This is a genomic window from Curtobacterium flaccumfaciens pv. betae, assembly GCF_026241855.1.
Taxonomy (GTDB): domain Bacteria; phylum Actinomycetota; class Actinomycetes; order Actinomycetales; family Microbacteriaceae; genus Curtobacterium; species Curtobacterium flaccumfaciens.
Map to the genome: position 1 here is coordinate 745,636 of NZ_JAPJDC010000001.1, position 24,766 is coordinate 770,401.

Sequence of the window (24,766 nt, forward strand, 5' to 3'; positions counted from 1 at the left end):
TACGGGGAGGCGTCGGCACCACCGATGCCTCCCCTCATCCCGTCCGTCGACCAGCCGCGGGGTCGGTGGCGAGTGCGGCCGGGTCGCGCAGACCACGGAGCGGTGAGGCGACGACCCAGACGACGGTGAGCAAGATCCCCGCGCACCCCAGGGTGAGGCCGGTCCGCGTGCCGAGCAGCTCTCCGACCAGGCCGCCGAGCCCAGCCCCGATCGCGATGACGCCGTAGGACAGCCAGCGCATGGTGGCGTTGACCCGGCCGAGCACCTGGTCCGGCGAACGCAGCTGGCGGAGCGTGAGTGCGACGACGCTCGACGGTGAGGTCCCCGCGCCGTTCACGGCGAACACCCCGATCAGGACGGTGACCGTGACCGGCGTCGACCACGACGGATCGATCACGGGGAGCACTGCGAGCGCGACGCACTCGGCCGTGGCGCAGGCGACCAGGACTGGCCCGGCACCGAACCGGCGGACACTCGACGGTGCCGCGGAGGCGCCGACCACGGCGCCGATCGCCCCGAGGCTGAAGACGAGGCCGAGCAGCCCCGCGTTCAGTCCGAGCTGCCGCACGGCGTGCACGGTGAAGAGCACCATCACCCACTGCGCGAAGAGGTTGTAGATCCCGGCGAAGCCGACCAGCGAGACCAGGTACCGGTCGCGACCGACGAACCGCAGGCCCTCGCCGAGGTCGCGCAGTGCGCTCCGTCCGGTCGAGGTCGGGCGGGCCTCGGGTGCCCGGATGCCGAGCAGCGCGACCGCCGACACCACGTACGTCACGGCGTGGAGCGCGAGGGCCCACGGTGCCGACAGCACCTGGACGAGCAGCCCCCCGAGTCCTGGGCCGCCGACCTCGGCCGCCGCCGCCGTCGCCTCCAGCCGCCCGTTCGCGCGTTCGAGCTGCTGGCGTCCGGCGACCGTCGGCAGGAACGACTGGTAGCTCACCTCGAACGCGACGGTGAAAGCGCCGAGGAGCCCGACCAGGACGACGAGTACCGGCAGGGTCAGCGTCCCGCTGAACGCCACCACGACGACGACCACGGTGATGGCGGCCCGGGCGAGGTCGGACACGACGAGGACCGGGCGTCGGCGACGGCGGTCGACCAGGACCCCGAGGGGCAGCGCGAGCAGGAGGAACGGGAGCCACCGCGCCGCGTTCAGCACTCCGACCTCGCCGGCGGACGCGTGCAGGACGACGACGGCGAGCAACGGCACCGCCAGTTCGCTCACCTGCCCGCCGACGGCCGAGGCGCCTTGCGCCACCCAGAACCGCGTGAAGTCCGGGCCGAGGCCGGTCCGTGCTGCGCTAACGCGTGGAACGCTGGTCATGCATTAGACCCTGGCACAGGTGATGCACATGGCACAACGGCTGATCACACATTAGTCTCGGAGCATGATGGCCCCCGACGCGCAGTCGACGTTCCCGGAAGTGGGCGGACACACTGCGCTCGACCTCGTCGACACCGTGCACTGGCGACTCGATCCCCGTCGTTCGATCGACACCCTGAGCAGCTTCGACGCCGTCGTGGCGTGGTGCGAGCAGATGGGCGTCCTGCCCGGCGGCGCGGACGAGATCAGTCGGCTCGCCGAGGCCGCGCCCGCCGTCGCGGCGCGGGAGCACGCCGCGGTGCTGGCACTCCGCGAGGCGGTCTACGAAGCGGTGTTCAAGTCGTCACCACGCGCTGCCGCCCACATCGCTTCCGAGTACGTCGCTGCTCTCGAGCGCGCGACGATCGAGCGGGGCACGGACGGGGCGTCGTGGTCGTGGCGGATACCGGCCGACCTCTCCGGGCCGAGGGGCGCGATCGCCCTGCTCGCCCAGGAACTGCTGACGTCCGACCTCAGCGCGGCACGGCAGTGCGGCGACGACGCGTGCGGCTGGGTGTACTTGGACACGTCGCCCCGGCACAACCGCGTCTGGTGCACGGCCGCGGGGTGCGGCAACCGCAACCGGGTCGCGCGGCACCAGGCGAAGCGTCGCGGAGCGACGGCGCCACAGGGCGGCCGACAGGACTGACAGCGCGCACCACGTGCCCTGGATGTGACCGGGTGACGGACAGGAGGCGCGGTGCGGGCTCGAACCGCGCCTCCCGTCCGGCAGCGGGTCGCGGTCACCCGAGGCGGTTCGATCCGGTCGGACAGGTCCAGTGACCAGACGGCGACGCCGGTCAGGCCGAGCCGCTCCGCCAGGGTGACCCGCTCGCGCAGCGAGCGAGCGTCGGACCACCAGAGCACCTCACCGCTCGGCAGGGTCGCGGTCCACTCGCCGGCCGTCGCGTCCCACCGGGCGGTCGCGCCCGCCTTCCGGACCCGGAGCCGGGCCTGGGCGTCGGAGAGCTGACCGGCCGGACGCTTCCCCTTCCAGTGGTAGCCGTACCCGGCGACACCGAGCACGATCTGGTCGCGGGGGGCGAGGGTCGCGAGTGCGCGGGCGGCCTTGGACGACCACGCGAGCGACCCGACCGGGCCGGGCGCGTCCGGTTCCCAGGGGCCGTGCTGGTCGTAGGCCATGAGCGTCAGGTGGTCGAGCGGGGCGCGGAGGGCGCGCACGTCGTAGCCCAGGCGGGCGTACCCGGCGGCGGTGGTCGACGCGGACAGGGCGATGTCGAGCCGGACGTCGTCGCCGACGGCGGCTCGGAGCTCACGGGCGAAGGCGGTGAGACCGGGCTTCTCGGCCGAGGTCAGCGCCTCGAGGTCGATCATGATCGAGTCCCAGCCGCCCGTGGCTACGTCGGCGGCGAGTGATCGGACGACCCGGGCGCGGTTCGCGGGCGAGGTCAGGAGCTTCCGCGCGATCGGCTCGCTGAAGTCGCCGTCGGCCTCGGAGTAGTTGCTGACGAGCAGCTGCGCGGTGAGCCCGTCGGCGTGTGCCCGGTCGCGCTGGGCCTCGGCAGCGTGCGACGGGGCGGTGACCTTCGAGCCAGTGCGGTCGAGCAGCAGCCCGTCGACGCCGACCACGTCCATCGCGGCGGCGTTCGCGTCCACCAGGGCGGTCTCGGCGTTCTCGGGCTGGAAGCCGGTCACGTCGAACCCGTCGGCCCGGGCGGCGGTCGGGGTCGTGCAGCCGGCGAGTGCGAGTCCTGCGGAGAGGACGGCGGCGAGCAGCGCGGAGCGGCGTCGACGCGGCGCTCCGGTCAGGAGGCGCTGATGGTCGTGGTGGGGCGTGCCGGCGGGGCCCCGGCGACGTCGTCGGCGGAGACCGGGCCCTCGGCGTCCGTCGGCTCCGGGCTCAGGACGAGGCCGGAACCGCTCGCCGCGCTGGCGTAGAGCTCGTCGAGCCAGGAGCGGTTCACGCTCGGGGACTTGCCGCCGGCGAACTTGAAGTGGAGTCCGCAGTACGGGTGGATCCAGATGCTGCTGCGGCCGCCGCCGACGGCGGGGTCGTCCTTCCACGAGAACACGAAGCTCTCCCCGCGGCGGATGAGGTTCACGATGACGATCTGCAGGTGCGTGAGTGCACGGTCGTCGAGGCGGAGCTCGAGGGGTTGCGAGTCGTAGATGAGCTGGCCCATGGCGCTGCCTTCCGTCGGATGGGGCCCGCCGCACGTGCCGGACCCGCGTCCATCCTCCCTCGGTTCCTCGGCCCTTGGCGCTTTTCGTCCATCGACGGCGCGATCAGTCCCGTTCCGTGCCGGTGGCCGACGGCGGGACGGCCGGTGCCGACCACGGCGGGAGCTCGGCCGACGGGTACCCGCCGTGCTCGTCGGGCGCCCGCAGCATCGGGTTGACGGCGCGCAGCCGCATGCCGGAGGTGTCCCCGGCGGCCCCGCGGACGGCGCTCGCCAGCAGGAACGCGACGACGTCCGCCGTGCTGCCGTCGGGGTCGTAGCCGTGCCAGGGGCGGTCGTCGCCCTGGGCACGGCGCAGGGCGCTGGCGAACGTCGCGTCGGCGTCGTCGACCTCCACCTCGCAGTCGAGCACGATCCGGAAGCGTGATCCCTCGCCCGGGGACCCGGCGAGGTCCGACGTGGCTCGGGGGTCCGGGTCCTCCAGGTCGAACGACCGGAGCGCCGCGGACGGTGCGGTGCCGAAGGCGGCACGGTACTCGGCCGCCATCCGGCCGGCGTTGCTGAAGTGCCAGTGCTTCGCGACGTCCGCGATGGTGCGACGGTCGGCCGGTGTCATCGACAGCAGGTCGCGGCGGACGCCCTCGAGCCGTACCCCGCGCAGGTACGACGCGGGCGAGGTCTGCAGCTCCCGCCGGAACGCGCTCTGCAGGCCGCGGGTCGACAGGTGTGCGGCGGCGGCGATGTCCGGTACGGAGATCGCGTCGCGGGCGTGGGCGTGCACGAACCGCAGCGCCTCGTGCACGGTGCGGGACAGCCGTGCTCCGCCGTGCTCGGGACCACTCGCCGTGGTCGGTGCCTGGTCCATACGTGGAGGGTACGAGTCGATCGGGTGGATCGGCCTCCGACGCCACGACGCCGCCGTTATCCGGGGTGCGCGGATGTGAATCGCACCCGTTCGGGGGCCATTGTGGACCCCGGCGAGGGCGCTTATCGTCCAAGAGGTACTCAAACTGTCCCCCTCCGAACAGGGTCGGAGGCACGGGGACAGATCGGAGGATCTGATGAGTGGTTACGAGCGTGCACCGGGGGTCGCCCCGGTCCACATCACCTCCTACCGGGCTCGGGCACGCGCTGCCCGACGCGGGTGGATCGTGCAGTCCGAGGACGACGTCGACCGCGAGCGGTTCACCTTCGCGGACCTCCGCGCCCGGCGAGGATCGGGCCAGTGAGCAGCGACACCGTCCCGCGGGTCGCCGTCGGCCACGCGCCCCGGACGGCCGAGCGGTGCGGCCGGACCCCCGCGGACGCCGTCCGGACGGTGCGTGCCGTGTACGACGGTCGCGACGTCCGGTTCGCACCCACCGACCGGTTCGCGTTCCGCCACCGGACGGTGCGCCACCACAACGTCGCACTGCTGTCGTCGGCGGTGTCGACGACCACCGCCGCCTCGTTCACGCCGGACGGCACGCCGGTGCTGGCGTGGTCGACCGCGGGCTGCCTGCGGGTCGACGACGACGCGCCCACCCGGCCCGGCGTGCCGGTGCTCCTGCCGACGGACCGACCGTTCACGCTGATCGTGCCGGCGGGGACCGTCCAGGTGCTGCGGGTGGACGGTGGCTTCCTCGACGCCGTGAACGGGGTCGTGTTCGACCACCGCTTCGCCGGCCGACTGCGATCCCGCCCGGCCGAGGCCGAGGTGTCCCAGCTGCTCGCCCGCATCGACGCGGTCGCGGTCAACGCGCTGCACCCCGACCGCAACCCGGGCGGCCACCTGTCCGCACAGGTCCTGCTGGCCGAGGCCGTCCTGCGGGCCTTCGGCGGGACGGACGCCGAACCGGACGCACGGCCGGTGCGCCGGACGGTGAACACCGTGCAGCTCGCGCAGGCCTGGCTCGCGGAGCACTGCGACCGGCCGCTCCAGCTCGCGGACGTCTGCGGGGCCGTCGGGGTCAGCTCCCGCACGCTCCAGGAGAACTTCGTGCAGCACGTCGGCGTGAGCCCCATGACGTACCTGCTGCAGGTCCGCCTCGACCGGGTCCGGATCGCGCTCCAGCTCGCCGACCGCGCGCAGACGACGGTGGCCGAGGTCGCGCACCGGTGGGGGTTCCGCCACATGGGGCGGTTCTCGAGCACGTACTTCCAGCGCTTCGACGAGTACCCGAAGAAGACGCTCCAGACGGCCACCTGACCCCCGACACCCGTCAGCGCAGCCGGTCCGCCAGGAACGCCGCCTGACGCTCCCAGTGCCGGAAGCCGCCACCCTCGTGCCCGTTGTACGGGTACACGACGATCTCGCGGTCGGAGGAGCCGAGGGCGTTGAACGCGGCGAAGGTCGTGCGGGGCGGGACGACGTCGTCCATCAGCGCGACCGAGAACAGCGCCGGGGCGGTGATGTCGGCGGCGTGGTTCACCCCGTCCAGGTACGCGGCGGTCTCCCACACGCGCTCGGCCGCGTCGCGGTGGACGGCGAGGTACTGCGCGAGCTCCAGGTACGGACCGCCGACCGCGACGTCGGTGCCGTTCCGCCAGTCGGCCAGGAACGCCACGTCGGGCAGCACCGCGGCGACCGGCCCGACGTGTGCCTCGACCAGGGCCGCCGCGGCGATGGTGATGCCGCCGCCCTGGCTGCCGCCGGTCAGGGCGATGCGCTCGGGGTCGATCCCGGGCAGCGTGCGGACTGCCTCGACCAGGCGGACCGCGTCGGTGTAGACGCGGCGGTAGTAGTGGTCGGCCGGTGAGCCGATGCCGCTCGTCATCCAGCCGCTGGCGTGCGGTGCGGAGCCGTGCGGGTCCGGGGTGTCCCCGCCGGCCCAGCCGGAGCCCTGGCCGCGGGTGTCCATCACGACGTGCACGTACCCGGCGAGGGCCCAGTGCACGCGCTCGCCCGGGCGACCACGGCCACCGCCGTAGCCGAGGAACTCGACGACGACCGGCAGCGCGCCCCGGTCGTCGACCACCGGACGGTTGACCCAGGCGCGCACGGGGTCGCCGGCGAACCCGGGGAACGTCAGGTCCTCGACGACGAGACCGGTCACCGGGGTCTCGGCGGGCACGAGGGTCGTCTCGACCCCCTCGCCCGCGGTCCGGGCGGCGGCGATCGTGTCCGCCCAGAAGGCGTCGAAGTCGGCGGGACGACGGACGTCCGAGCGGTGGGCACGGAGCGCGTCGAGGGGCAGGTCGGTCAGTGGCATGGGGGTCCTCCGGGGACGATGATGCCCCCGGCGCCCTGGTGGAGGGCGCCGGGGGCGGGGAGTGTCGGATCCGGTGCGTCGGTCAGCGCGCCGCGGCGCGGTACTGCTCGAGCACCTCGGGGTGCGGGTCGGACGGCACGGTGGTCGTCGCGGTGTCCCACGTCGGCAGTGCGCCGGTGAGTGCCCACGCGGCCTGCTTCGCAGCACCCGCGGCGACGTACTCGCCGGGCTCCGGCACCAGGACGTCACGGCCGAACACCTGTGCGGCGACGGTGCGGACCGCCGGGTTCCGCGCGGCGCCGCCGATGAGCAGCAGCCGCTCGACGGTCACCCCGGTGTCCTGCACCGCGGCCAGTCCGTCGGCGAGGGCGCAGAGCATCCCCTCGACGGCCGCCCGGGCCAGGTGCGCCCGGTCGGTGGTCGCCGGCGTCATGCCGAGCAGCGATGCGGTCGCGTCCGGCCGGTTGGGCGTGCGCTCGCCGACGAAGTACGGCACCAGGACGAGGCCGTCGGCCCCGGCCGGCGCCTGCAGCGCCAGCTCGCCGAGTGCGTCGTGGTCGACGCCGAGCAGGCCGCCGATCACCTCGAGCACGCGGGCCGCGTTGAGCGTCGTGACGATCGGGAGGCGCGACCCGGTCCCGTCGGCGAAGCCCGCCACGGTCCCGCTCGGGTCACGCACCTCGGCGTCACTGACCCCGAAGACCGTGCCGCTGGTGCCGAGGGACACCGCGACGTCACCCGGGCCGAGACCCAGGCCGAGCGCTGCCCCGGCGTTGTCACCGAGTCCGGCGCCGACGACGAGGCCGGTCCGCGCGATCGCGCCGCCGGGCAGCTCGACGTCGGTGGACAGGGTGCCCATGGCCTCGTCGGGAGCGACCACGCGGGGCACGACCACGGCGTCGTCGTCACCCATCGACGCCGGACGCATCGGCCGCCCGAGCGCGAGCTCGAACAGCTCCGGGTCGTACTCGCGGCGCACCGGGTCCCAGTACCCCGTGCCACTGGCGTCGGACGCGTCCGTCGCCAGGGCGTCGAGGTCGGGGCCGAGCGGGCTCTCGTCCGCCGGGCCGTGGCCGCGGAGCCGCCACGACAGCCAGTCGTGGGGGAGCGCCACGGCCGCGACGCGGGCCGCGTTCTCGGGCTCCGCGTCGCGGAGCCACCGCAGCTTGGTGCCGGTGAACGACGCGACCGGCACGAGCCCCGTCCGCGCGACCCACGCCTCCTGGCCGAGCTCGTCGACCATCTGCGCGGCCGCGTCCGCACTGCGCACGTCGTTCCAGAGCAGGGCGTCGCGGACCACGCGGCCGTCGGCGTCGAGCGCGACCATGCCGTGCTGCTGCCCGGCGATGGCGACGGCACCGACGTCGTCGAGGCCGCCGGCGTCCGCGACGGCGGCACCGAGGGCGTCCCACCAGTGGCGGGGGTCGACGGAGGTGCCGTCCGGGTGGGACGCACGTCCCTCGCGGACGACCGCACCGGTCGCGGCGTCACGGATGGTGACCTTGCAGGACTGGGTCGACGAGTCGACGCCGGCGACGAGCTGGCGCTCGTCCGTGGTGTCAGCCACGAGCACCCATCAAGTGCTCCATCGCGAGCTGCTGCAGGCGGACGAAGCCGAAGCCCTTGCCGCCGAAGTACGCGTCGGCGTCGAAGTCCTCGTAGGCGGAACGGTCGGCGAGGAACGTGTCGTACGACTCGCCGTCGTTCAGCGTCGGCGTCGACAGCTCGCCGACCTTGGAGGCCTCGAGCGCTGCCTGCACCTCGGGGTCGGCGCGGAACGCCTGCGCACGCTCCTTCAGGAGCAGGTACATGCGCATGTTGGCCGACGCGGAGTCCCAGACGCCGGTGATGTCCTCGGTGCGGCTCGGCTTGTAGTCGAAGTGGCGCGGGCCGTCGTACGCCGGGCCGCCCTGCGGGGCGCCGTGCTCGAGCAGGTCGACGAGCGAGAACGCGTTCTGCAGGTCGCCGTGACCGAACACCAGGTCCTGGTCGTACTTGATGCCGCGCTGACCGTTGAGGTCGATGTGGAAGAGCTTGCCCTGGTAGAGCGCCTGGGCGATGCCGGCCGTGAAGTTCAGGCCCGCCATCTGCTCGTGGCCGACCTCGGGGTTGATGCCGAACAGCTCCGGACGCTCGAGCGTCTCGGTGAAGGCGATCGCGTGGCCGAGGGTCGGCAGGAGGATGTCGCCGCGGGGCTCGTTCGGCTTCGGCTCGATGGCGAACCGGATGCCGTAGCCCTTGTCGGTGACGTACTGGGCGAGCAGGTTGACGGCCTCGCGGTACCGCTCGAGCGCGGCCTGCACGTCCTTGGCGCTGTCGTACTCGGAGCCTTCGCGGCCACCCCACATCACGAACGTCGACGCGCCGAGCTCGGCGGCGAGGTCGATGTTGCGGAGCACCTTGCGGAGCGCGAAGCGGCGGACCTGCCGGTCGTTCGAGGTGAAGCCGCCGTCCTTGAAGACCGGGGCGGAGAACAGGTTCGTCGTGACCATCGGCACGACGAGCCCGGTCGACTCGAGCGCACCCTTGAGGCGGTCGATCTGGGTCTGGCGTTCGGCGTCGGTGGAACCGAACGCGAACAGGTCGTCGTCGTGGAAGGTCAGGCCGTAGGCCCCGAGCTCGTCGAGCTTCTCGACCGCCTCGACCACGTCGAGGGCGGGTCGGGTCGGCCCGCCGAAGGGGTCGGAGCCGTTGTAGCCGATGGTCCAGAGACCGAAGGAGAACTTGTCTGCACGGGTGGGCGTCGTTGCCATGGTGGTCACCGTTCGTCGTCGAAACAAAATGTTGCCGCGCCCAACATAAGCGGTAGTGTTGGCTGTGGCAAGCACGTGATCGCAAAGGAGCGAGCGGATGGCAAGTGAGTCGACGGTGCAGCAACGACTGCGGGTCGCGATGGTGGGGCACGGCTTCATGGGAGCCGCACACTCACAGGCGTGGCGGACCGCCCCCAGGTTCTTCGACCTCGGCACCGAGCCGGAGATGGCGGTGATCGTCGGGCGTGATCCCGAACGCACCGAGGCCGCTCGGCTGCAGTACGGCTGGCAGGCGGCGTCCACCGACTGGCGCGCCGTCGTGGCCGATCCGGACATCGACGTGGTCGACGTCGTGTCCCCGGGGTCGTCGCACGTCGAGATCGCGATCGCCGCGCTCCAGGCCGGCAAGCACGTCCTGTGCGAAAAGCCGCTCGCGAACACCGTCGCCGAGGCCGAGGCGATGACCGCCGCCGCTGACGCCGCCCGTGCACAGGGTGTCCGGGCGATGGTCGGGTTCAGCTACCGCCGGGTGCCGGCCATCGCGTTCGCCCGGCAGCTGGTGCAGGACGGCCGGATCGGCACCGTGCGCCAGGTCCGTGCGCTCTACCTGCAGGACTGGCTCGCCGACGCCGACGGCCCGATGACCTGGCGCCTCGACAAGTCGCTCGCGGGCTCGGGGGCGCTCGGGGACATCGGCGCGCACGCGATCGACCTGGTCGAGCACGTCACGGGCGCGTCGCTCGCCACCGTGTCCGGGACCCTCGAGACCTTCGTGACCGAGCGTCCGCTGATGGCCGAGGGGGTCGGGCTCTCCGGCACCGCGTCGAGCGAGCGCGGGCAGGTCACCGTCGACGACGCCGCGTTCTTCACGGCGCGGCTCGACGGCGGCGCGGCCCACGGCGCGGTCGGCACGTTCGAGGCGACGCGCTACGCGACCGGGCGGAAGAACGGTCTGACGCTCGAGATCAGCGGTTCCGAGGGCGCGATCCAGTTCGACCTCGAGTCGATGAACGAGCTCGCGCTGTACGAGTCGAACGCCCCGGCGGGGGAGCAGGGGTTCCGCCGCATCCTCGTCACCGAGCCCGAGCACCCCTACATGGCCGCGTGGTGGCCGACCGGGCACCTCATCGGGTACGAGCACACCTTCAGCCACCAGGTGAAGGACTTCGTCGACGCGATCGTCGCCGGCACCGACCCGTCGCCGTCGTTCGCCGACGGCCTGCACGTGCAGCGGGTCCTCGACGCGGTCGAACGCAGCGCGGCCGCCGGCAGCACCTGGACGGCGACCTCGTGAGCGCCGCCGAGCAGACCCGCCAGGCGCTCGTCGTCCGCGGCGGGTGGGACGGCCACCAGCCCGTCGAGACCACCGACCTGTTCATCCCGTTCCTGCAGGACTACGGCTTCGCGGTCCGGGTCGAGGGATCGCCCGCCGTGTACGCCGACCAGGAGTACATGGACACGGTCGACCTGATCGTCCAGGTGAACACCATGACGACCATCGCCGCCGACGAGTTCGCCGGTCTGCAGCGGGCCGTCCTGAACGGCACCGGCCTGGCCGGCTGGCACGGCGGCATCGCGGACTCGTACCGCGACAACGCCGACTACCTGCACATGATCGGCGGACAGTTCGCGCACCACGCGGGCAAGCACCCCGACGAACGGGTCGGGGAGCAGTCGGACAACTACATCCCCTACACGGTGCAGATCACCGACCTCGGGCACGAGCACCCCATCACCCAGGGCATCGACGACTTCGACCTCGTCACCGAGCAGTACTGGGTGCTGAGCGACGAGTACGACGACGTCCTCGCCACCACCACGCAGGAGGCCCGCTCGTGGGACCCCTGGAACCGGCCGGTCACCGCACCGGCGATCTGGACCCGGCAGTGGGGGAAGGGACGCATCTTCGTCTCGGCCCCCGGACACCGGATCGAGATCGTCGAGTCGCAGCCGGTCCGCACCATCATCGAACGGGGACTCCTGTGGGCAGCACGGTGAACGAAGGGGTGCTCCGCGGCGCTGCTGCCGAGCCGCTCCGCGTCGGAGTCGTCGGCGTCGGGGTCATCAGCCAGCAGTACTTCGAGCACTTCCCGGCCCTGCCCGGCCTCGAGCTCGCCGCGGTCGCCGACCTCGACGTCGCCCGTGCTCAGCAGGTCGGCGCCGCCCAGGGCGTGCGCGGGACCACCGTGGACGACCTGCTCGCCGCCGACGACGTCGACGTGGTGCTCAACCTGACGATCCCGGCCGCGCACGCCGACATCGCCACCCGGGCGCTCGCCGCGGGCAAGCACGTCTACGGCGAGAAGCCGCTCGCGATGTCCACCGCCGAGGCCGCACCGGTGCTCGAGGCCGCCCGCGCCGCCGGCCTGCGCGTCGGCAGCGCCCCGGACACCGTCCTCGGCACGGGCGTCCAGACCGCACGGGCCGCCCTCGACGACGGCGCGATCGGCACCCCGGTCGGTGCCGCCGTCGCCTGGAGCGCACCCGGGCACGAGCTCTGGCACCCCGCGCCGGCGTTCTACTACCAGCCGGGCGGCGGACCGCTCCTCGACATGGGGCCGTACTACCTGACCAGCCTCGTCACGTTCTTCGGGCCGGTCGTCCGGGTCAGCGGCAGCGCCACCCGCTCCACCCGCGAACGGACGATCGCCACGGGGCCGAACGCCGGCACGTCGATCCCGGTCGACATCGACACCCACGTCGTCGCGATCCTCGAGCACGAAGGCGGGGTGGTCTCCACCGTGACCGTCTCGTTCGAGGTGTGGGCCACCCGCTCCCCGCTGTTCGAGGTGTACGGCACCGCCGGCACCCTGGGCGTCCCGGACCCGAACCGGTTCTCGGACACCGTCTCGATCGCCACCGCCGACGACCGCTCGTGGCGCGACCTGCCCGTCGCCGCCGGGTACGCCGACGCCGGCCGCGGTTACGGCCTCGCCGACATGGCGCACGCGATCGCGACGGACCGGCCGCACCGGGCCTCTGGCGACCTCGCGTTCCACGTGCTCGAGGTCATGGAGGCGGTCTCCGCCGCCGCCCGAGACCACTCGGTCGTCGACGTGCACTCGCGCGTCGAGCGACCCGCCACCGTCCCCGCCGGGTCCGCACCCGGATCCTGGTGACGGAACCCGACCACCGCGAAGAAGGACGACGACGATGACGACGACGGACGCGAGCGACACGACGGAGACGACCCGGGCCTCCAGGCCGGTCACCCTGTTCACCGGACAGTGGGCCGACCTGCCCTTCGAAGAGGTCGCCCGGCTCGCCGGCGAGTGGGGCTACGACGGGCTGGAGATCGCCTGCTGGGGTGACCACCTGGACGTCCGGCGCGCCGCGACGGACCCCTCGTACGTCGCCGAGCGCAAGGCGATCCTGGACCGCCACGGGCTGCAGGTCTGGACGATCGCGAACCACCTGGTCGGCCAGGCCGTGTGCGACGACCCCATCGACCAGCGGCACGAGGACATCGTCCCGCCGCACGTGTGGGGCGACGGCGACCCGGAGGGCGTGCGGCAGCGTGCGGCCGAGGAACTGCAGTGGACCGCCCGTGCCGCCGCGGCGCTCGGGGTCGACACCGTCACCGGCTTCTCCGGTTCGTCGATCTGGAAGACCGTCGCCGGGTTCCCGCCCGTGCCCCCGGGGATGATCGACGCCGGGTACCAGGACTTCCACGACCGCTGGTCACCGATCCTCGACGTCTTCGAGGAGGTCGGGGTCCGGTTCGCACTCGAGGTGCACCCGTCCGAGATCGCCTACGACTACTGGACCGCCAAGCGCACACTCGAGGTGTTCCAGGACCGGCCGGCGTTCGGGTTCAACTTCGACCCGTCGCACTTCGTCTGGCAGGATCTCGACCCCGCCGCGTTCCTGCTCGACTTCGCCGACCGGGTGTACCACGTGCACTGCAAGGAGTCGGTGAAGCAGCTCGACGGGCGCAACGGGCGGCTGTCCTCGCACCTGGCGTGGGGCGACCCCCGGCGCGGGTGGGACTTCGTCACCGCCGGCCACGGGGACGTGCCGTGGGAGCGGGTGTTCCGCGTGCTGAACCACATCGGGTACGCCGGCCCGACCAGCGTCGAGTGGGAGGACGCCGGCATGGACCGGCTCGTCGGCGGGCCCGAGGCGCTGGCGTTCGTCCGGCAGCTCGGTACCATCGCGCCGCCGGACGCCGCGTTCGACGCTGCGTTCTCGCAGTCGCGCTGACCGCGCCGTCGCGGTCGGTCGCGGTCGCGGTCGCCGTCGCGGTCGGTCGCCGAGCTTTCGCGCTGCGCGACAGTTCACGGGCCCGCCGGTGCGAAACTCGTCGCTCAGCCCGAAATCCCACCCACGACCGCACCCACCATTGAGGAGGACCCATGGCACGGCAGCCCACGGCGACGCCGGGCAACGCCGCGCGCGTCCTCCGGCTCGTCCACGAGGACGGCCCCGTCACCCGCGCCGAGCTCACCCGGCGCACCGGCCTGAACCGCTCCACCATCCTCGCGCTCGTCGGGGAACTCGTCGACGCCGGTCTCGTGCACGAGGAGACCCCCGCCGCGGGGACCCCCGGTACCGGTGTCGGACGGCCGAGCGGAGTCGTCCGGGCGTCCGGCGACGTCCTCGCCGCCGCGGTCACGGTCGAGATCGACGCCGTCGGAGTAGCCCTCGTCGGCTTCGACGGCACCGTCCGCGACCGGCTGGTCGAGCCGCAGACCACCGTGCCCACCGCGGCGCAGGCGATCGACGCCGTCGCCCGGGTCCTCGCAGCACTCCTCGCCCGCACCGGACCGGCGGCCCGGATCGTCGGGGTCGGCGTCGCCGTGCCCGGCATCGTCCGGGTCGAGGACGGCACGGTGCGCGACGCCCCGCACCTCGGATGGCGTGACGAACCCCTCGCCGCACCGCTCGCGGAACGCCTGGGGCTGCCAGTCCGGGCCGCGAACGACGCCAACCTCGGCGCCTGGGCGGAACGGCTGTACGGCAACGCCCGCGGCGTCGACGACCTCGTCTACCTGAACGGCGGCGCGAGCGGCATCGGCGGCGGGATCGTCAGCGCCGGCCGGCCCTTCAGCGGCGCCGACGGGTACGCGGGCGAGCTCGGGCACACCTTCGTCGCCGCGAACGGGATCCGCTGCCACTGCGGTGCGGTCGGCTGCCTGGAGACCGAGGCGTCGCGCTCCGCACTCACCGCGGTCACCGGGACCCCGCCGGACGACCTCGACGCGCTCGCCGCGGCGCTCGCCGAGGGCCGGCCCGAGCTCGAGCGGGTCGTCGACCGACAGGTCACCGCACTCGCGACCGCACTGCGGAACGCCATCCACACCGTCGACCCCGAGGTCGTCGTGCTCGGCGGGTTCCTCGGTGCGCTGCTCGGACACGTCGGCGACCGGATCGACACCGACGTGCGGGCGCAGACGATGGCCGCCATGACCGACCGGCTCCGCATCGTCCCGGCGGCACTCGGCCGCGACGTCCTGGTCCGTGGCGCCGCCGAGATCGGCTTCGCGGAGCTGCTGCGCGACGCGACCATGCCCGCGGCGCCAGCGCCAGCGCCGGCGACAGCTCCGGCGACCACGCCCGCAGCGCCCGCAGCCGCCCCGTCCACCACCCACACGTCCGGCCGCGACGACACGGCCGAGGAAGCGAGAACCGCATGACCTCCACCCAGCGCACCAGCGTCCTGCTCGGCACCCAGGACCTCACCGTCGAGGACCGCCCCGTCCCCGCCGTCGACCCCGGCGACGTGCTCGTCCGGGTCGCCGCCGTGGGCGTCTGCGGCTCGGACGTGCACTACTACCGCCACGGCCGCATCGGCGACTTCGTCGTCGAGGAGCCCCTCGTCCTCGGGCACGAGCTGTCCGGCACGATCGAGGCCGTCGGCGCGGGCGTCGACCCGTCCCGCGTGGGGGAGCGCGTGGCCATCGAGCCGCAGCGCCCCTGCCACCGCTGCGCGCAGTGCCTGGCCGGCCGCTACAACCTCTGCCCGCACATGCGCTTCTACGCGACGCCGCCGGTCGACGGGGCCTTCACCGAGTTCGTCACCATCGAGGCCGAGTTCGCGCACGTCCTGCCCGACGCCGTGTCGTTCGAGGCCGGCGCGCTCCTCGAGCCCCTGTCCGTCGGCATCGCCGCCGTCCGCAAGGCGGGCATCGTGCCCGGTTCGTCGGTGCTCATCGCCGGCGCCGGTCCGATCGGCATCATCTGCGCCCAGGTCGCGAAGGCCTTCGGCGCGTCGCGCATCGTCGTCAGCGACCTGGTGCCGGAGCGCCGTGCGCGGGCCCTGGAGTACGGCGCCACCGAGGTCGTCGACCCCGCCGCCGTGTCCGTCGCGTCCGACATCGTCCCCGTCGACGCGTTCATCGACGCCAGCGGTGCACCCCGAGCGGTGTCGGACGGCATCAAGGCGGTCGGGCCGGCGGGTGCCGCGGTGCTGGTCGGGCTCGGCAACTCCGAGATGACACTGCCGGTCGAACAGATCCAGAACCTCGAGGTCACGGTCACCGGGATCTTCCGGTACACGAACACGTGGCCGGTCGCCATCGAGCTGGTCGCGTCCGGGCAGGTCGACCTCGACTCGCTCGTCACCGGTCGCTTCGGGCTCGACGACGTCCGCGAGGCCCTCGAGAGCGACACCGACCCGGAGTCGCTCAAGTCCGTCGTCTACCCCGGCGGCGTCCCGGCCTGAGCGACCTGCGCGTCGTCCGGTGCGAGGTTCCGTACTCCGTGACGGCGCGCAGACCTCGCACGGAGTGCGGGACCTCGCACCAGAGCGGGCGAACCCGCGGAAGCGCACGCTGGGTGCGGGCGCGCGGACAAGGCGGACGGGAGGCTCGGGGCCAGGCCGCCCCGCGCCTCCCGTCCGGCACGTGACCCGGAACGGGGCCACCGCCGCGTCACCGGGACGCGCTACGGTTCGCGCATGACCGCTTCACCGGCCGCCGTCGTGCCGCAGCGCACCGACCGGCGCGCGCTCGTCTCCTGGGCGCTCTGGGACTGGGGTTCCGCCGCGTTCAACGCGGTCGTCACCACCTTCGTGTTCAGCACGTACCTGGCCAGCCGGGCGTTCGTGGACCCGGCGCTCGTCGCCGACACGTCCGCGGCCGGCAAGGCGATCGTGGAGCGGGAGCTCGCGCACAACGCGGCCGTCGTGTCCACCGCACTGACCATCGCGGGCATCGTCGTGGCCCTGGTGGCACCGGCCATGGGGCGGCTCGCGGACTCGTCCGGACACCGCCGCCGGTCGGTCCTCATCGCCACGATCGGCGTCGCGCTGTCGATCGGCGGCATGGTCTTCGTGGCGCCGAGCCAGCCGTACCTGCTGCTCGGCGCCGCCCTGCTCGGCATCGGCACCGTCGCCTACGAGATCGCGAGCGTGGGCTACAACGCCATGATCGGGCAGGTCGCCTCCGGGGAACGCACCGGCCGGGTCTCCGCCATCGGGTGGGCGGCCGGGTACTTCGGCGGGATCGTGCTGCTCGTGGTGCTGCTCGTGCTCTGCATCCAGGACTTCCGGGGCGACGGGGTCGTCGGCGGGCTCCTGCAGCTGCCGGCCACCGTCGCCACGGGGCAGTGGGACGTCCGCGTCGCGATCGGCATCGCCGCCGTCTGGCTGGCCGTCAGCTCGATCCCGCTGTTCCTCACCGTGCCCGAAGCCGTGCCCGACCGCACCCGCGGCGGCGGCGTGTTCAGTGCCTACGCGGACCTCGGCCGGGACATCGCGCGGCTGTGGCGCGAGCGGCGCAACGTCCTCGCCTTCCTGCTCGCCAGCGCGGTGTTCCGCGACGGCGTCGGGGCCGTCTTCACGTTCGGCGGGATCGTCGCCGCGCAGGTGTTCGGGTTCACGCCGTCGCAGGTCATCCTGTTCGCCATCGCCGCGAACGTCGTGGCCGGCATCGCGACGTTCGTCTCCGGACGCCTCGACGACCGGTTCGGGTCGCGTGCGCTCATCATGGTCTCGCTCGTCGGACTCGCCGTGTGCGGGGTCGGGGTCTTCGCCGCCGGCAACGAGACGCAGTGGTTCTGGGTGCTCGGGCTGACCCTCGCCGTGTTCGTCGGCCCGGTGCAGTCGTCGTCCCGCGCCTACCTGGCGCGGCTGGCGACCCCCGGCCGAGAGGGCGAGCTCTTCGGCCTCTACGCCACCACCGGCCGGGCCGCGTCGTTCCTCGCGCCGGCACTGTTCGGCGTGGCGGTGACCGTCGGTGGATCGACCCGGTTCGGGATCCTCGGCGTGGTCGTCGTGCTCATCGCCGGGCTGGTGCTGATGGCGTTCGTCAAGCGGGAACCGCAGGGCGCGCGGGCCTGATCCACGGCGGGCCGTCGGCGCGGCCTGGAGGCGCGGTGCCGGTCCGTCCACAGGCTGCGGTTCCGCGCACGGTTCCGCACAGCGCCGTGGTCGCGTCGGGCGGCCCGGGCTGCGGTGCGCCAGGATGGGTGCATGACCGACCAGCGCATCGCCGTCGTCGTCCTCGCCGCCGGGCAGGGCACGCGCATGAAGTCGTCCACGCCCAAGGTGCTGCACCGGCTCGCCGGACTGCCGCTCATCGGGCACGTCCTGCGCACCGCGTCGTCGCTCAGCCCCGAGCACGTCGCCGTCGTCGTGCGGCACGAGCGTGACCTCGTCGCGGCCGAGGTCGTCGAGCGCGCCCCCGACGCGATCGTCGTCGACCAGGACGACGTCCCCGGCACCGGCCGCGCGGTCGAGGTGGCGGTCGAAGCACTGCCCGCCGACTTCGACGGCGCCGTCGTGGTGCTGTCCGGCGACGTCCCGCTGCTCGACACCGCATCGCTCCGGCTCCTCGTCGACGCCCACGTCGGCGGCGGCAACGGGGCGACCTTCGTGAGCGCGATCGCCCCGGACCCGACCGGCCTCGGACGGATCGTGCGGGATGCCTCCGGCGCCTTCGTCAGCGTCGTCGAGCACAAGGACGCGACGGCCGAACAGCTGACCATCACCGAGGCGAACGCGGGCATCTACGCGTTCGACGTGGCACACCTCCGCGCGGCCCTGCCGTCGCTCACCACGGCGAACGCCCAGGGCGAGAAGTACATCACCGACGCCCCCGCGCTGATCAGCGAGCGGGGCGGGCGCATCGACGTGGTCACCCTGACCGATCCGTGGCTCGTCGCCGGCATCAACGACCGTGCGCAGCTCTCCGACGCCGCGCGCGAACTCAACGCCCGCATCGTCCGCCGCCACCAGCTCGCCGGCGTCACCGTGCAGGACCCGGCGACCACCTGGATCGACCTCGACGTCACCATCGAGCCCGACACCGAGGTCCTGCCGGGCACCCAGCTCATCGGCGCCACCGCGATCGCCGCCGGCGCCGTCGTCGGGCCGGACACCACGCTCCGCGACACCGAGGTCGGGGCCCGCGCCACCGTGAACCGCGTCGACGCCACCCTCGCCGTGATCGGGGACGGCGCCTCGGTCGGCCCGTTCGCCTACCTGCGGCCGGGCACGATCCTCGGAGACGACGGCAAGATCGGCACCTTCGTCGAGACGAAGAACGCCCGGATCGGTCGCGGCAGCAAGGTCCCGCACCTGTCCTACATCGGCGACGCCGAGGTGGGCGAGGACTCCAACATCGGCGCGAACACCATCACCGCGAACTACGACGGCGTGCACAAGCACCGCACCGAGGTCGGCTCGAACGTCCGGACAGGCTCGCACAACGTGTTCGTCGCCCCCGTTAGGATTGGTGACGGTGCGTACACCGGCGCCGGGACCACCGTCCGCAAGGACGTTCCGGCAGGATCGCTCGCGATCAGCTACGCCCCACAGCGCAACACCGACGGATGGGTCGAGGAACACCGACCCGGCACACCGGCGGCCGAGGCTGCTCGGCTCGCGAACGGCGAATAGATCCCGGCGACCACCCGTCGCCGACATCGACCCCTCGTGGGTCAGGGAGTGAGCACCGCACTTGTCCGGAATCAAGACAACCGGCCAGAAACGACTCGTCCTCGTCTCGGGGCGAGCACACCCGGCGCTCTCTGCCGAGATCGCGGAGGAGCTCGGGGTCGACCTCGTGCCGACCGATGCCCGGACCTTCGCGAACGGTGAGCTCTACGCCCGCTTCGACGAGTCGGTCCGTGGCTGCGACGCCTTCGTCATCCAGTCGCACACCGCGCCGATCAACGAGTGGCTCATGGAGCAGCTCATCATGGTCGACGCGCTGAAGCGTGCCTCGGCGAAGCGCATCACGGTCGTGGCGCCGTTCTACCCGTACGCCCGCCAGGACAAGAAGGGCCGCGGCCGCGAGCCGATCTCGGCCCGCCTCGTCGCCGACCTGTTCAAGGCCGCCGGCGCGCACCGCATCATGAGCGTCGACCTGCACGCCGCGCAGATCCAGGGCTTCTTCGACGGCCCCGTCGACCACCTGTTCGCCATGCCGGTGCTGCTCGAGCGCTTCCGTCAGATCCTCGACCCGAAGACGCTCACCGTCGTGTCGCCCGACATGGGCCGCGTCCGTGTCGCCGACATCTGGTCCGAGAAGCTCGGCGCCCCGCTCGCCATCATCCACAAGCGCCGCGACCCGCTCGTGCCGAACCAGGTCTCGGTGCACGAGATCGTCGGTGACGTCAGCGGACGCGTGTGCCTGCTCGTCGACGACCTCATCGACACCGGCCGCACGATCGCCAAGGCTGCCGAGGCGCTCAAGAACGCCGGCGCCACCGGTGTCGTCGTCGCCGCGACCCACGCCGTCTTCTCCGACCCGGCGACCGAGCTGCTGCAGAGCGAGTTCATCGACCGCGTGGTCGTGACGGACACCCTGCCCCTGCCGATGGACAAGCGCTGGGACCGCCTCGAGGTCCTGCCGATCGCCCCGCTCATCGCCCGTGCCATCCACGAGGTCTTCGACGACGGCTCCGTGACGTCGATGTTCGACGGCGCAGCGTAGCGGATTCGTCGGCTGAGGGCCGGTTCAAGCGATCGTCCCGTAAGCCCGGGCTTGTCGCTAATGCACCGGTCCTCGGCTGATCATCACGATACCTCCCTTGAGATTTGTTCACATTATCAATATGATCTCCATGTGGGAGATCACCTATTCGAGAACGAACTCGGCAAGCTCACCGAGCATCTTGCGTCGTCGGACAAAATGACGTCGTTTCTATTCGGGGCTGGTGCGTCCGCGGCGGTGCGGGTGCAAGGAACGTCCCTAATCCCTGCGGTTGCCGCCCTCACCGATCAATGTGAACGGGTAGTAACATCTCTCGGCCCGCGGTACGAGGCCGCCTGGGAGGTTCTGCGCCCTGCCGGTGCGACAAGACGAAATATTGAACAGATACTCAGCAATGTCCGTGCGCTACGAGCGATCGATCTACAGGGACAAGATTTTTTGGGTCTCACTGAGTTAGAGCTTCAGAGATTGGAAGCGGAGATTCAGAGTGCGATTGTTGCTGCTGTGAGTCCCCGAAACATCCCGACAGGCCTCCCTCATGACGCGTTTGCTAAGTGGGTCGGGCGAACCAGTCGCACGCGTCCCATCGAGATTTTCACTACAAACTACGATGTTCTTATCGAGACAGCGCTCGAGGAGAATCGTGTCCCCATCTTCGACGGCTTTGTTGGGTCTGCAATGCCGTATTTCTACGATGCAAGTATGCGGTTGAACGGGCCGATGGCGAAACTCGATTGGACCAGGCTCTGGAAGATGCATGGTTCGATCCGCTGGGGATTAATTCAAGACCGTGCAGGAGATTCTCGTGTCGTCCGCACCGATTCGGAGGGTTCGGGAGAACTGATCCTCCCGAGTGCTCAGAAGTATGATGAGTCCCGTAAGCAGCCTTATATTGCGATGCTCGACAGGTTCCGGGACGTTCTCAACGTGCAAGAAGACGGAATACTCGTGGCGATCGGATACTCTTTTTCCGACCAGCACATCAACGAGGTGATATTCGATGCGCTTTCGCATAACCCGCGACTTCACTTGTTTGCCCTGATGTACGAAGATATCGAAGTTGCTTCGCAATTGCACCAGGTCGCGACTCGACGCCGCAACATCGTTGCATATGGTGCGAGGAACGCGGTCGTTGGAGGAGTTCTCGCGAACTGGACTTCCAAGCTCGATGCCGATCATCCGAGTAGCGAGTTCCTATCCGATGCGGGGCAGGGTGTGAAGTCCAATCTTGGAGACTTTGCCACTCTTGGACGGTTGTTCGATCGGATTTCGCGATGACAGGTGGACATTTGGGATCGGCTACGCACATCGGCGAGGTGCAATCAGTAACCGGGGCAGAATTGCTGGTACGACTTCGTGACGTACCTTCAACGCTAGTTATGGTTGAGGGGCAGATGCAGCGGATCGGCCAGGTAGGAGCGTTCGTCAAGGTAGTGCTGGGCTATAAAGCTCTGTATGCTGTGTGCACTCAAGTGGGCGCGAGTGAAGTGACCAGTGTCGTTGGGGAGGAAAACCCTCATGCGGTCGCGCCGGTGGTCGATCAGCCGGGCTTCCGATGGATGCGTGTCACTTTATTCGGTGAGGTAGTAGGCACGAATTTCGAACGCGGTGTTGGTCAATACCCAACTGTTGGTGACGAGGTGCACCTAGTTCGGGAAACGGATCTTGAGGGTATTTACGGGGGCTCGGATGAAAGTGTTGGGAAGATTCCGTTTGGTGAGGTAGCAGGTCAAGCCGGCGTGACGGCACGCCTGGATATCTCAGCGTTGGTCTCGCGGCATGTCGCGATTCTGGGATCAACGGGTGCGGGAAAGTCGAACCTTGTTACGGTTCTGCTGCGGCGAATAGCCGAATCGCAACTGCCCGCCGCTCGAGTTTTGCTGATCGATCCGCATGGGGAGTACGGCACCGCCTTGGGGGAATCCCATGCGAAAGTGTTCTCGGCTGGCCCTGATGGACGCCACGGGCAGCTTCGAGTACCGTACTGGGCTCTGAGCCTAAGCGAATTTGTGACGATTGCATTCGGGAACTTACCTGATCCTGCCCTGGAGTACGTGGGGGAGCGCGTGCGGTCCTTAAAGCAGCAAGCGGCGCTTTCGAATGAGTTCGAGATCAGCCCCGAGTCGATCACGGCCGATTCACCTATCCCGTTCAGTGTTCGGCGGCTCTGGTACGAACTGCATGGCTTGGAGAATGCAACGTTCCAAGAAATGCAGGTGCAGGACGAGAGCACGATGTCTATTCCTGAGGACGCTGGATCAGCCGCTACTTTAGAGGCGGCGATCTACCCTCCCGCCGCTAGCGGTAGCGCAGCTCCCTTTGCGAATCGAGTCAGGCGGAACATATCTAGGCAGCTGGCTCTTCTTCGCTCAAGGATCCTCGACCCTCGATTCGGTGCGGTCTTCGCGGATGATTTGTTCGAGCCTGAACTCGACGGCAAGTGCTCCGGCGATCTTGACGCACTGCTGGTCGATTGGGTCGGGCATGATCGCCCGATAACCGCGATCGACGTCTCTGCAGTGCCCACTGAGGTGGGGCCTCTCCTAGTTGGTGCCATCCTGAACATTGTGTACGAAGCTCTTTACTGGGGATTGCACCTTCCGGTCGGCGGGAAGAATCAGCCTCTTCTTATTGTGCTTGATGAAGCCCACCGCTACGTTCCCGCTGAAGAAATCACGCTTAGCCGTAAGGTCGCTGAGCGAATCGCACGCGAGGGACGAAAATACGGGGTTGGCCTAGCGCTCGTGTCGCAACGCGCATCCGACGTTGCCGTGGGGGTACTTAGCCAGTGCGGTTCAACTATTGCTCTTCGTTGCACCAATAGTGCGGATAGACGGGCAGTTGCCGCGACGGTGTCAGACGATTTGGGTAATCTCGTTGCGATGCTTCCCTCGCTTCGGACAGGGGAGTGCCTTGTGGTGGGAGAGGCACTGCAGGTTCCGTCGCGAGTTCGGGTGTATCTCGCTCCAGAACGGCCGACGGGTGACGACCCATCTATGCCAGCCGCGTGGCAGTCTGCGCGACCAGATCCGAAGTACTACGGGACCCTCGTGAAAGCGTGGAGAACCAAGAGGATGGAGCCGCTGACCGATGCCTAAGATGATTGGCGTACAGAGCACGAATATATCGAGCATAGGGTATGATTCAGGCGCAGAATTGCTACAGGTGGATTTCCTAAACGGCTCGTCCTACGAGTACCACGGGGTCCCAGAGGCTGTATGGCATGAGTTCCTCGGTGCTGCTTCAAAGGGAGTGTATCTTCATCGGTCCATTAAGCCGTTCTACTTGGCATACAGACTTTGACCAAGGCGAGGGCGGCGCTCGCTTTAAGGCTGCGAAATAATGGGAGCGTCTTCGCCGAGGACGAAGCCGACCTGTTGCTCGAGGCCGGTGACGGTGAGCCGGTGCGACTCCGCACCCTCGTGCAGCGTCGGCTGGCCGGTGAGCCGCTGGAGTACGTGCTCGGCTGGGCCGCCTTCGACGGGCACCGCATCCGGGTGACCCCGGGGGTCTTCGTGCCGCGAGCCCGCACCACCGTCGTCGTCGAGCAGGCTGCGCGTCGGCTGCAGCGCTACGACCGCGTGGTCGACCTGTGCTGTGGCGCCGGCGCGATCTCGGTGGCCCTGTTCGGTCGGGTCGGCGCGCTCGACCTCGTCGCCACCGACATCGACCCGGACGCCGTCGACGTCGCAGCCGAGAACATCGGCGACCGCGGCATCGTCGTCGCGGGTGACCTGTTCGCGCCGTTGCCGGATCGGTTCCGCGGCGCCGTGGCGGTCATCGCGGTGAACGCTCCCTACGTGCCGACGGCCTCGATCGAACTCATGCCGACCGAGGCCCGCGAGCACGAACACCGCGTCGCCCTCGACGGAGGTGTGGACGGCCTCGATCTGCACCGCCGGATCGCAGCGGGTGCGGGGGAGTGGCTCCGTCCCGGTGGCGCCGTGGTCATCGAGGTGTCCGAGGCCCAGGCCGAGGCGTCCGCCGCTGCCTTAACGGCCGCGGGCTTCTCCACCGTGGTCGAGCGGGACGCCGAGGTCGACGGCACCTGCGTCGTCGCGACCCTGCCTGCCTGACTCCGGCCTGCCTGCCGAACCCCGGCGTCGAGCGGTCACGACACACCGCTCAGGTTCGCCGAGGCGGCGCGAAGTGTCGCCTGCGCGTCTGCGAACCGACGCTTTCTGCACCCCGGCGTGACGCATGCGGCGTGTCGCGCGACCAGGGCGAGGGGCGGGGCGGGCCGGCACCGGGCCTCCAGGCCGTCGGGTGACCGGAGCGCGCGAGCGGTGGGCGGTCACGACATGCCGCTCAGGTTCGCCGGGGCGGCACGAAGTGTCGCCTGCGCGTCTGCTAACCGACGCTTTCTGCACCCCGGCGTGACGCACGTGGCGTGTCGCGCGACCAGGGCGAGGGGCGGGGCGGGCCGGCACCGGGCCTC

General features: G+C 70.8%; 22 protein-coding genes and 1 pseudogene. 16 read left to right on the forward strand and 7 right to left on the reverse strand.

From position 1 onward, the window contains the following. Nucleotides 1-34: 34 nt before the first annotated feature. Entirely contained in the window at nt 35-1,324 is a 1,290-nt protein-coding gene (locus ORG17_RS03615) for an MFS transporter (protein WP_214526618.1), read from the reverse strand. Nucleotides 1,325-1,391: 67 nt separating this feature from the next. Between ORG17_RS03615 and ORG17_RS18460 the strand changes: the two genes are divergently transcribed. After that, nucleotides 1,392-2,012 (forward strand): CGNR zinc finger domain-containing protein, encoded by a 621-nt coding sequence (locus ORG17_RS18460; protein ID WP_367616875.1) that lies wholly within the window; start codon nt 1,392-1,394, stop codon nt 2,010-2,012. Nucleotides 2,013-2,149: 137 nt separating this feature from the next. Here ORG17_RS18460 and ORG17_RS18465 read toward each other — a convergent pair. The 3 genes and pseudogenes from ORG17_RS18465 to ORG17_RS03630 all read right to left on the reverse strand — a co-directional run. Further along, nucleotides 2,150-2,959 (reverse strand): annotated as a pseudogene (locus ORG17_RS18465) (glycosyl hydrolase family 18 protein); the annotation flags it as partial. Between the two features lie 170 nt (nt 2,960-3,129). After that, nucleotides 3,130-3,507, reverse strand: coding sequence for a DUF7882 family protein (locus tag ORG17_RS03625; protein WP_071245963.1), 378 nt, complete (start codon nt 3,505-3,507; stop codon nt 3,130-3,132). Nucleotides 3,508-3,610: 103 nt separating this feature from the next. Beyond that, the gene (locus ORG17_RS03630; protein ID WP_214526620.1) at nt 3,611-4,369 is read right to left on the reverse strand and encodes a helix-turn-helix domain-containing protein; all 759 of its coding nucleotides are present in this window, start codon (nt 4,367-4,369) and stop codon (nt 3,611-3,613) included. Nucleotides 4,370-4,565: 196 nt separating this feature from the next. Here ORG17_RS03630 and ORG17_RS03635 point away from each other — a divergent pair, with 196 nt between their 5' ends. Then, on the forward strand, nt 4,566-4,733 hold the full coding sequence (locus ORG17_RS03635) for a hypothetical protein (protein ID WP_163343324.1): 168 nt from the start codon (nt 4,566-4,568) through the stop codon (nt 4,731-4,733). Beyond that, the gene (locus ORG17_RS18265) at nt 4,730-5,692 is read left to right on the forward strand and encodes a helix-turn-helix transcriptional regulator (protein ID WP_214526621.1); all 963 of its coding nucleotides are present in this window, start codon (nt 4,730-4,732) and stop codon (nt 5,690-5,692) included. Before ORG17_RS03635 ends, ORG17_RS18265 begins: the two co-directional genes overlap by 4 nt. A gap of 13 nt (nt 5,693-5,705) precedes the next feature. Here ORG17_RS18265 and ORG17_RS03645 read toward each other — a convergent pair whose 3' ends face one another. The 3 genes from ORG17_RS03645 to xylA all read right to left on the reverse strand — a co-directional run bounded on the left by ORG17_RS03645 (nt 5,706) and on the right by xylA (nt 9,448). Further along, nucleotides 5,706-6,695 (reverse strand): acetylxylan esterase, encoded by a 990-nt coding sequence (locus tag ORG17_RS03645; RefSeq protein ID WP_214526622.1) that lies wholly within the window; start codon nt 6,693-6,695, stop codon nt 5,706-5,708. Between the two features lie 82 nt (nt 6,696-6,777). Beyond that, nucleotides 6,778-8,262 (reverse strand): xylulokinase, encoded by a 1,485-nt coding sequence (gene xylB, locus ORG17_RS03650; RefSeq protein WP_214526623.1) that lies wholly within the window; start codon nt 8,260-8,262, stop codon nt 6,778-6,780. Next, nucleotides 8,255-9,448: a xylose isomerase gene (xylA, locus tag ORG17_RS03655; protein WP_111223934.1), complete on the reverse strand. Its 1,194-nt coding sequence runs from the start codon at nt 9,446-9,448 to the stop codon at nt 8,255-8,257. Before xylA ends, xylB begins: the two co-directional genes overlap by 8 nt. A gap of 97 nt (nt 9,449-9,545) precedes the next feature. On the opposite strand from xylA, the gene ORG17_RS03660 reads away from it, so the two are divergent. From ORG17_RS03660 to ORG17_RS03715, 13 genes are all read left to right on the forward strand, one after another. Next, nucleotides 9,546-10,742 (forward strand): Gfo/Idh/MocA family protein, encoded by a 1,197-nt coding sequence (locus ORG17_RS03660; protein ID WP_250892242.1) that lies wholly within the window; start codon nt 9,546-9,548, stop codon nt 10,740-10,742. Then, complete coding sequence (locus ORG17_RS03665) at nt 10,739-11,446, forward strand: ThuA domain-containing protein (protein ID WP_214526624.1); 708 nt, start codon at nt 10,739-10,741, stop codon at nt 11,444-11,446. The genes ORG17_RS03660 and ORG17_RS03665 overlap by 4 nt, the downstream gene beginning before the upstream one ends. Further along, nucleotides 11,431-12,567, forward strand: a complete 1,137-nt coding sequence (locus tag ORG17_RS03670; protein ID WP_214526625.1) for a Gfo/Idh/MocA family protein — start codon at nt 11,431-11,433, stop codon at nt 12,565-12,567. Before ORG17_RS03665 ends, ORG17_RS03670 begins: the two co-directional genes overlap by 16 nt. Before the next feature lie 34 nt (nt 12,568-12,601). Beyond that, nucleotides 12,602-13,651 carry a sugar phosphate isomerase/epimerase family protein gene (locus ORG17_RS03675; RefSeq protein WP_214526626.1) on the forward strand — a complete coding sequence of 350 codons (1,050 nt, stop codon included), beginning with the start codon at nt 12,602-12,604 and terminating at the stop codon, nt 13,649-13,651. A gap of 152 nt (nt 13,652-13,803) precedes the next feature. Continuing rightward, nucleotides 13,804-15,084 carry an ROK family transcriptional regulator gene (locus ORG17_RS03680; protein WP_214526627.1) on the forward strand — a complete coding sequence of 427 codons (1,281 nt, stop codon included), beginning with the start codon at nt 13,804-13,806 and terminating at the stop codon, nt 15,082-15,084. After that, nucleotides 15,081-16,112 carry an NAD(P)-dependent alcohol dehydrogenase gene (locus ORG17_RS03685; RefSeq protein WP_214526628.1) on the forward strand — a complete coding sequence of 344 codons (1,032 nt, stop codon included), beginning with the start codon at nt 15,081-15,083 and terminating at the stop codon, nt 16,110-16,112. Before ORG17_RS03680 ends, ORG17_RS03685 begins: the two co-directional genes overlap by 4 nt. Nucleotides 16,113-16,346: 234 nt before the next feature. Beyond that, a complete protein-coding gene (locus ORG17_RS03690) occupies nt 16,347-17,729 on the forward strand; it encodes an MFS transporter (RefSeq protein ID WP_027464466.1) in 1,383 nt (460 codons plus the stop codon). 132 nt (nt 17,730-17,861) lie between these two features. Continuing rightward, nucleotides 17,862-19,289 carry a bifunctional UDP-N-acetylglucosamine diphosphorylase/glucosamine-1-phosphate N-acetyltransferase GlmU gene (glmU, locus tag ORG17_RS03695; RefSeq protein WP_214526629.1) on the forward strand — a complete coding sequence of 476 codons (1,428 nt, stop codon included), beginning with the start codon at nt 17,862-17,864 and terminating at the stop codon, nt 19,287-19,289. A gap of 61 nt (nt 19,290-19,350) precedes the next feature. Continuing rightward, on the forward strand, nt 19,351-20,328 hold the full coding sequence (locus tag ORG17_RS03700) for a ribose-phosphate diphosphokinase (protein WP_027464468.1): 978 nt from the start codon (nt 19,351-19,353) through the stop codon (nt 20,326-20,328). 132 nt (nt 20,329-20,460) lie between these two features. Beyond that, nucleotides 20,461-21,606: an SIR2 family NAD-dependent protein deacylase gene (locus tag ORG17_RS03705; protein ID WP_214526630.1), complete on the forward strand. Its 1,146-nt coding sequence runs from the start codon at nt 20,461-20,463 to the stop codon at nt 21,604-21,606. Nucleotides 21,607-21,722: 116 nt separating this feature from the next. After that, complete coding sequence (locus ORG17_RS03710; RefSeq protein WP_214526631.1) at nt 21,723-23,426, forward strand: ATP-binding protein; 1,704 nt, start codon at nt 21,723-21,725, stop codon at nt 23,424-23,426. Nucleotide 23,427: 1 nt separating this feature from the next. Continuing rightward, nucleotides 23,428-23,631: a KTSC domain-containing protein gene (locus ORG17_RS18470; protein ID WP_367616876.1), complete on the forward strand. Its 204-nt coding sequence runs from the start codon at nt 23,428-23,430 to the stop codon at nt 23,629-23,631. Then, the gene (locus tag ORG17_RS03715) at nt 23,628-24,404 is read left to right on the forward strand and encodes a putative protein N(5)-glutamine methyltransferase (RefSeq protein ID WP_214526633.1); all 777 of its coding nucleotides are present in this window, start codon (nt 23,628-23,630) and stop codon (nt 24,402-24,404) included. Before ORG17_RS18470 ends, ORG17_RS03715 begins: the two co-directional genes overlap by 4 nt. Nucleotides 24,405-24,766 lie beyond the last annotated feature (362 nt).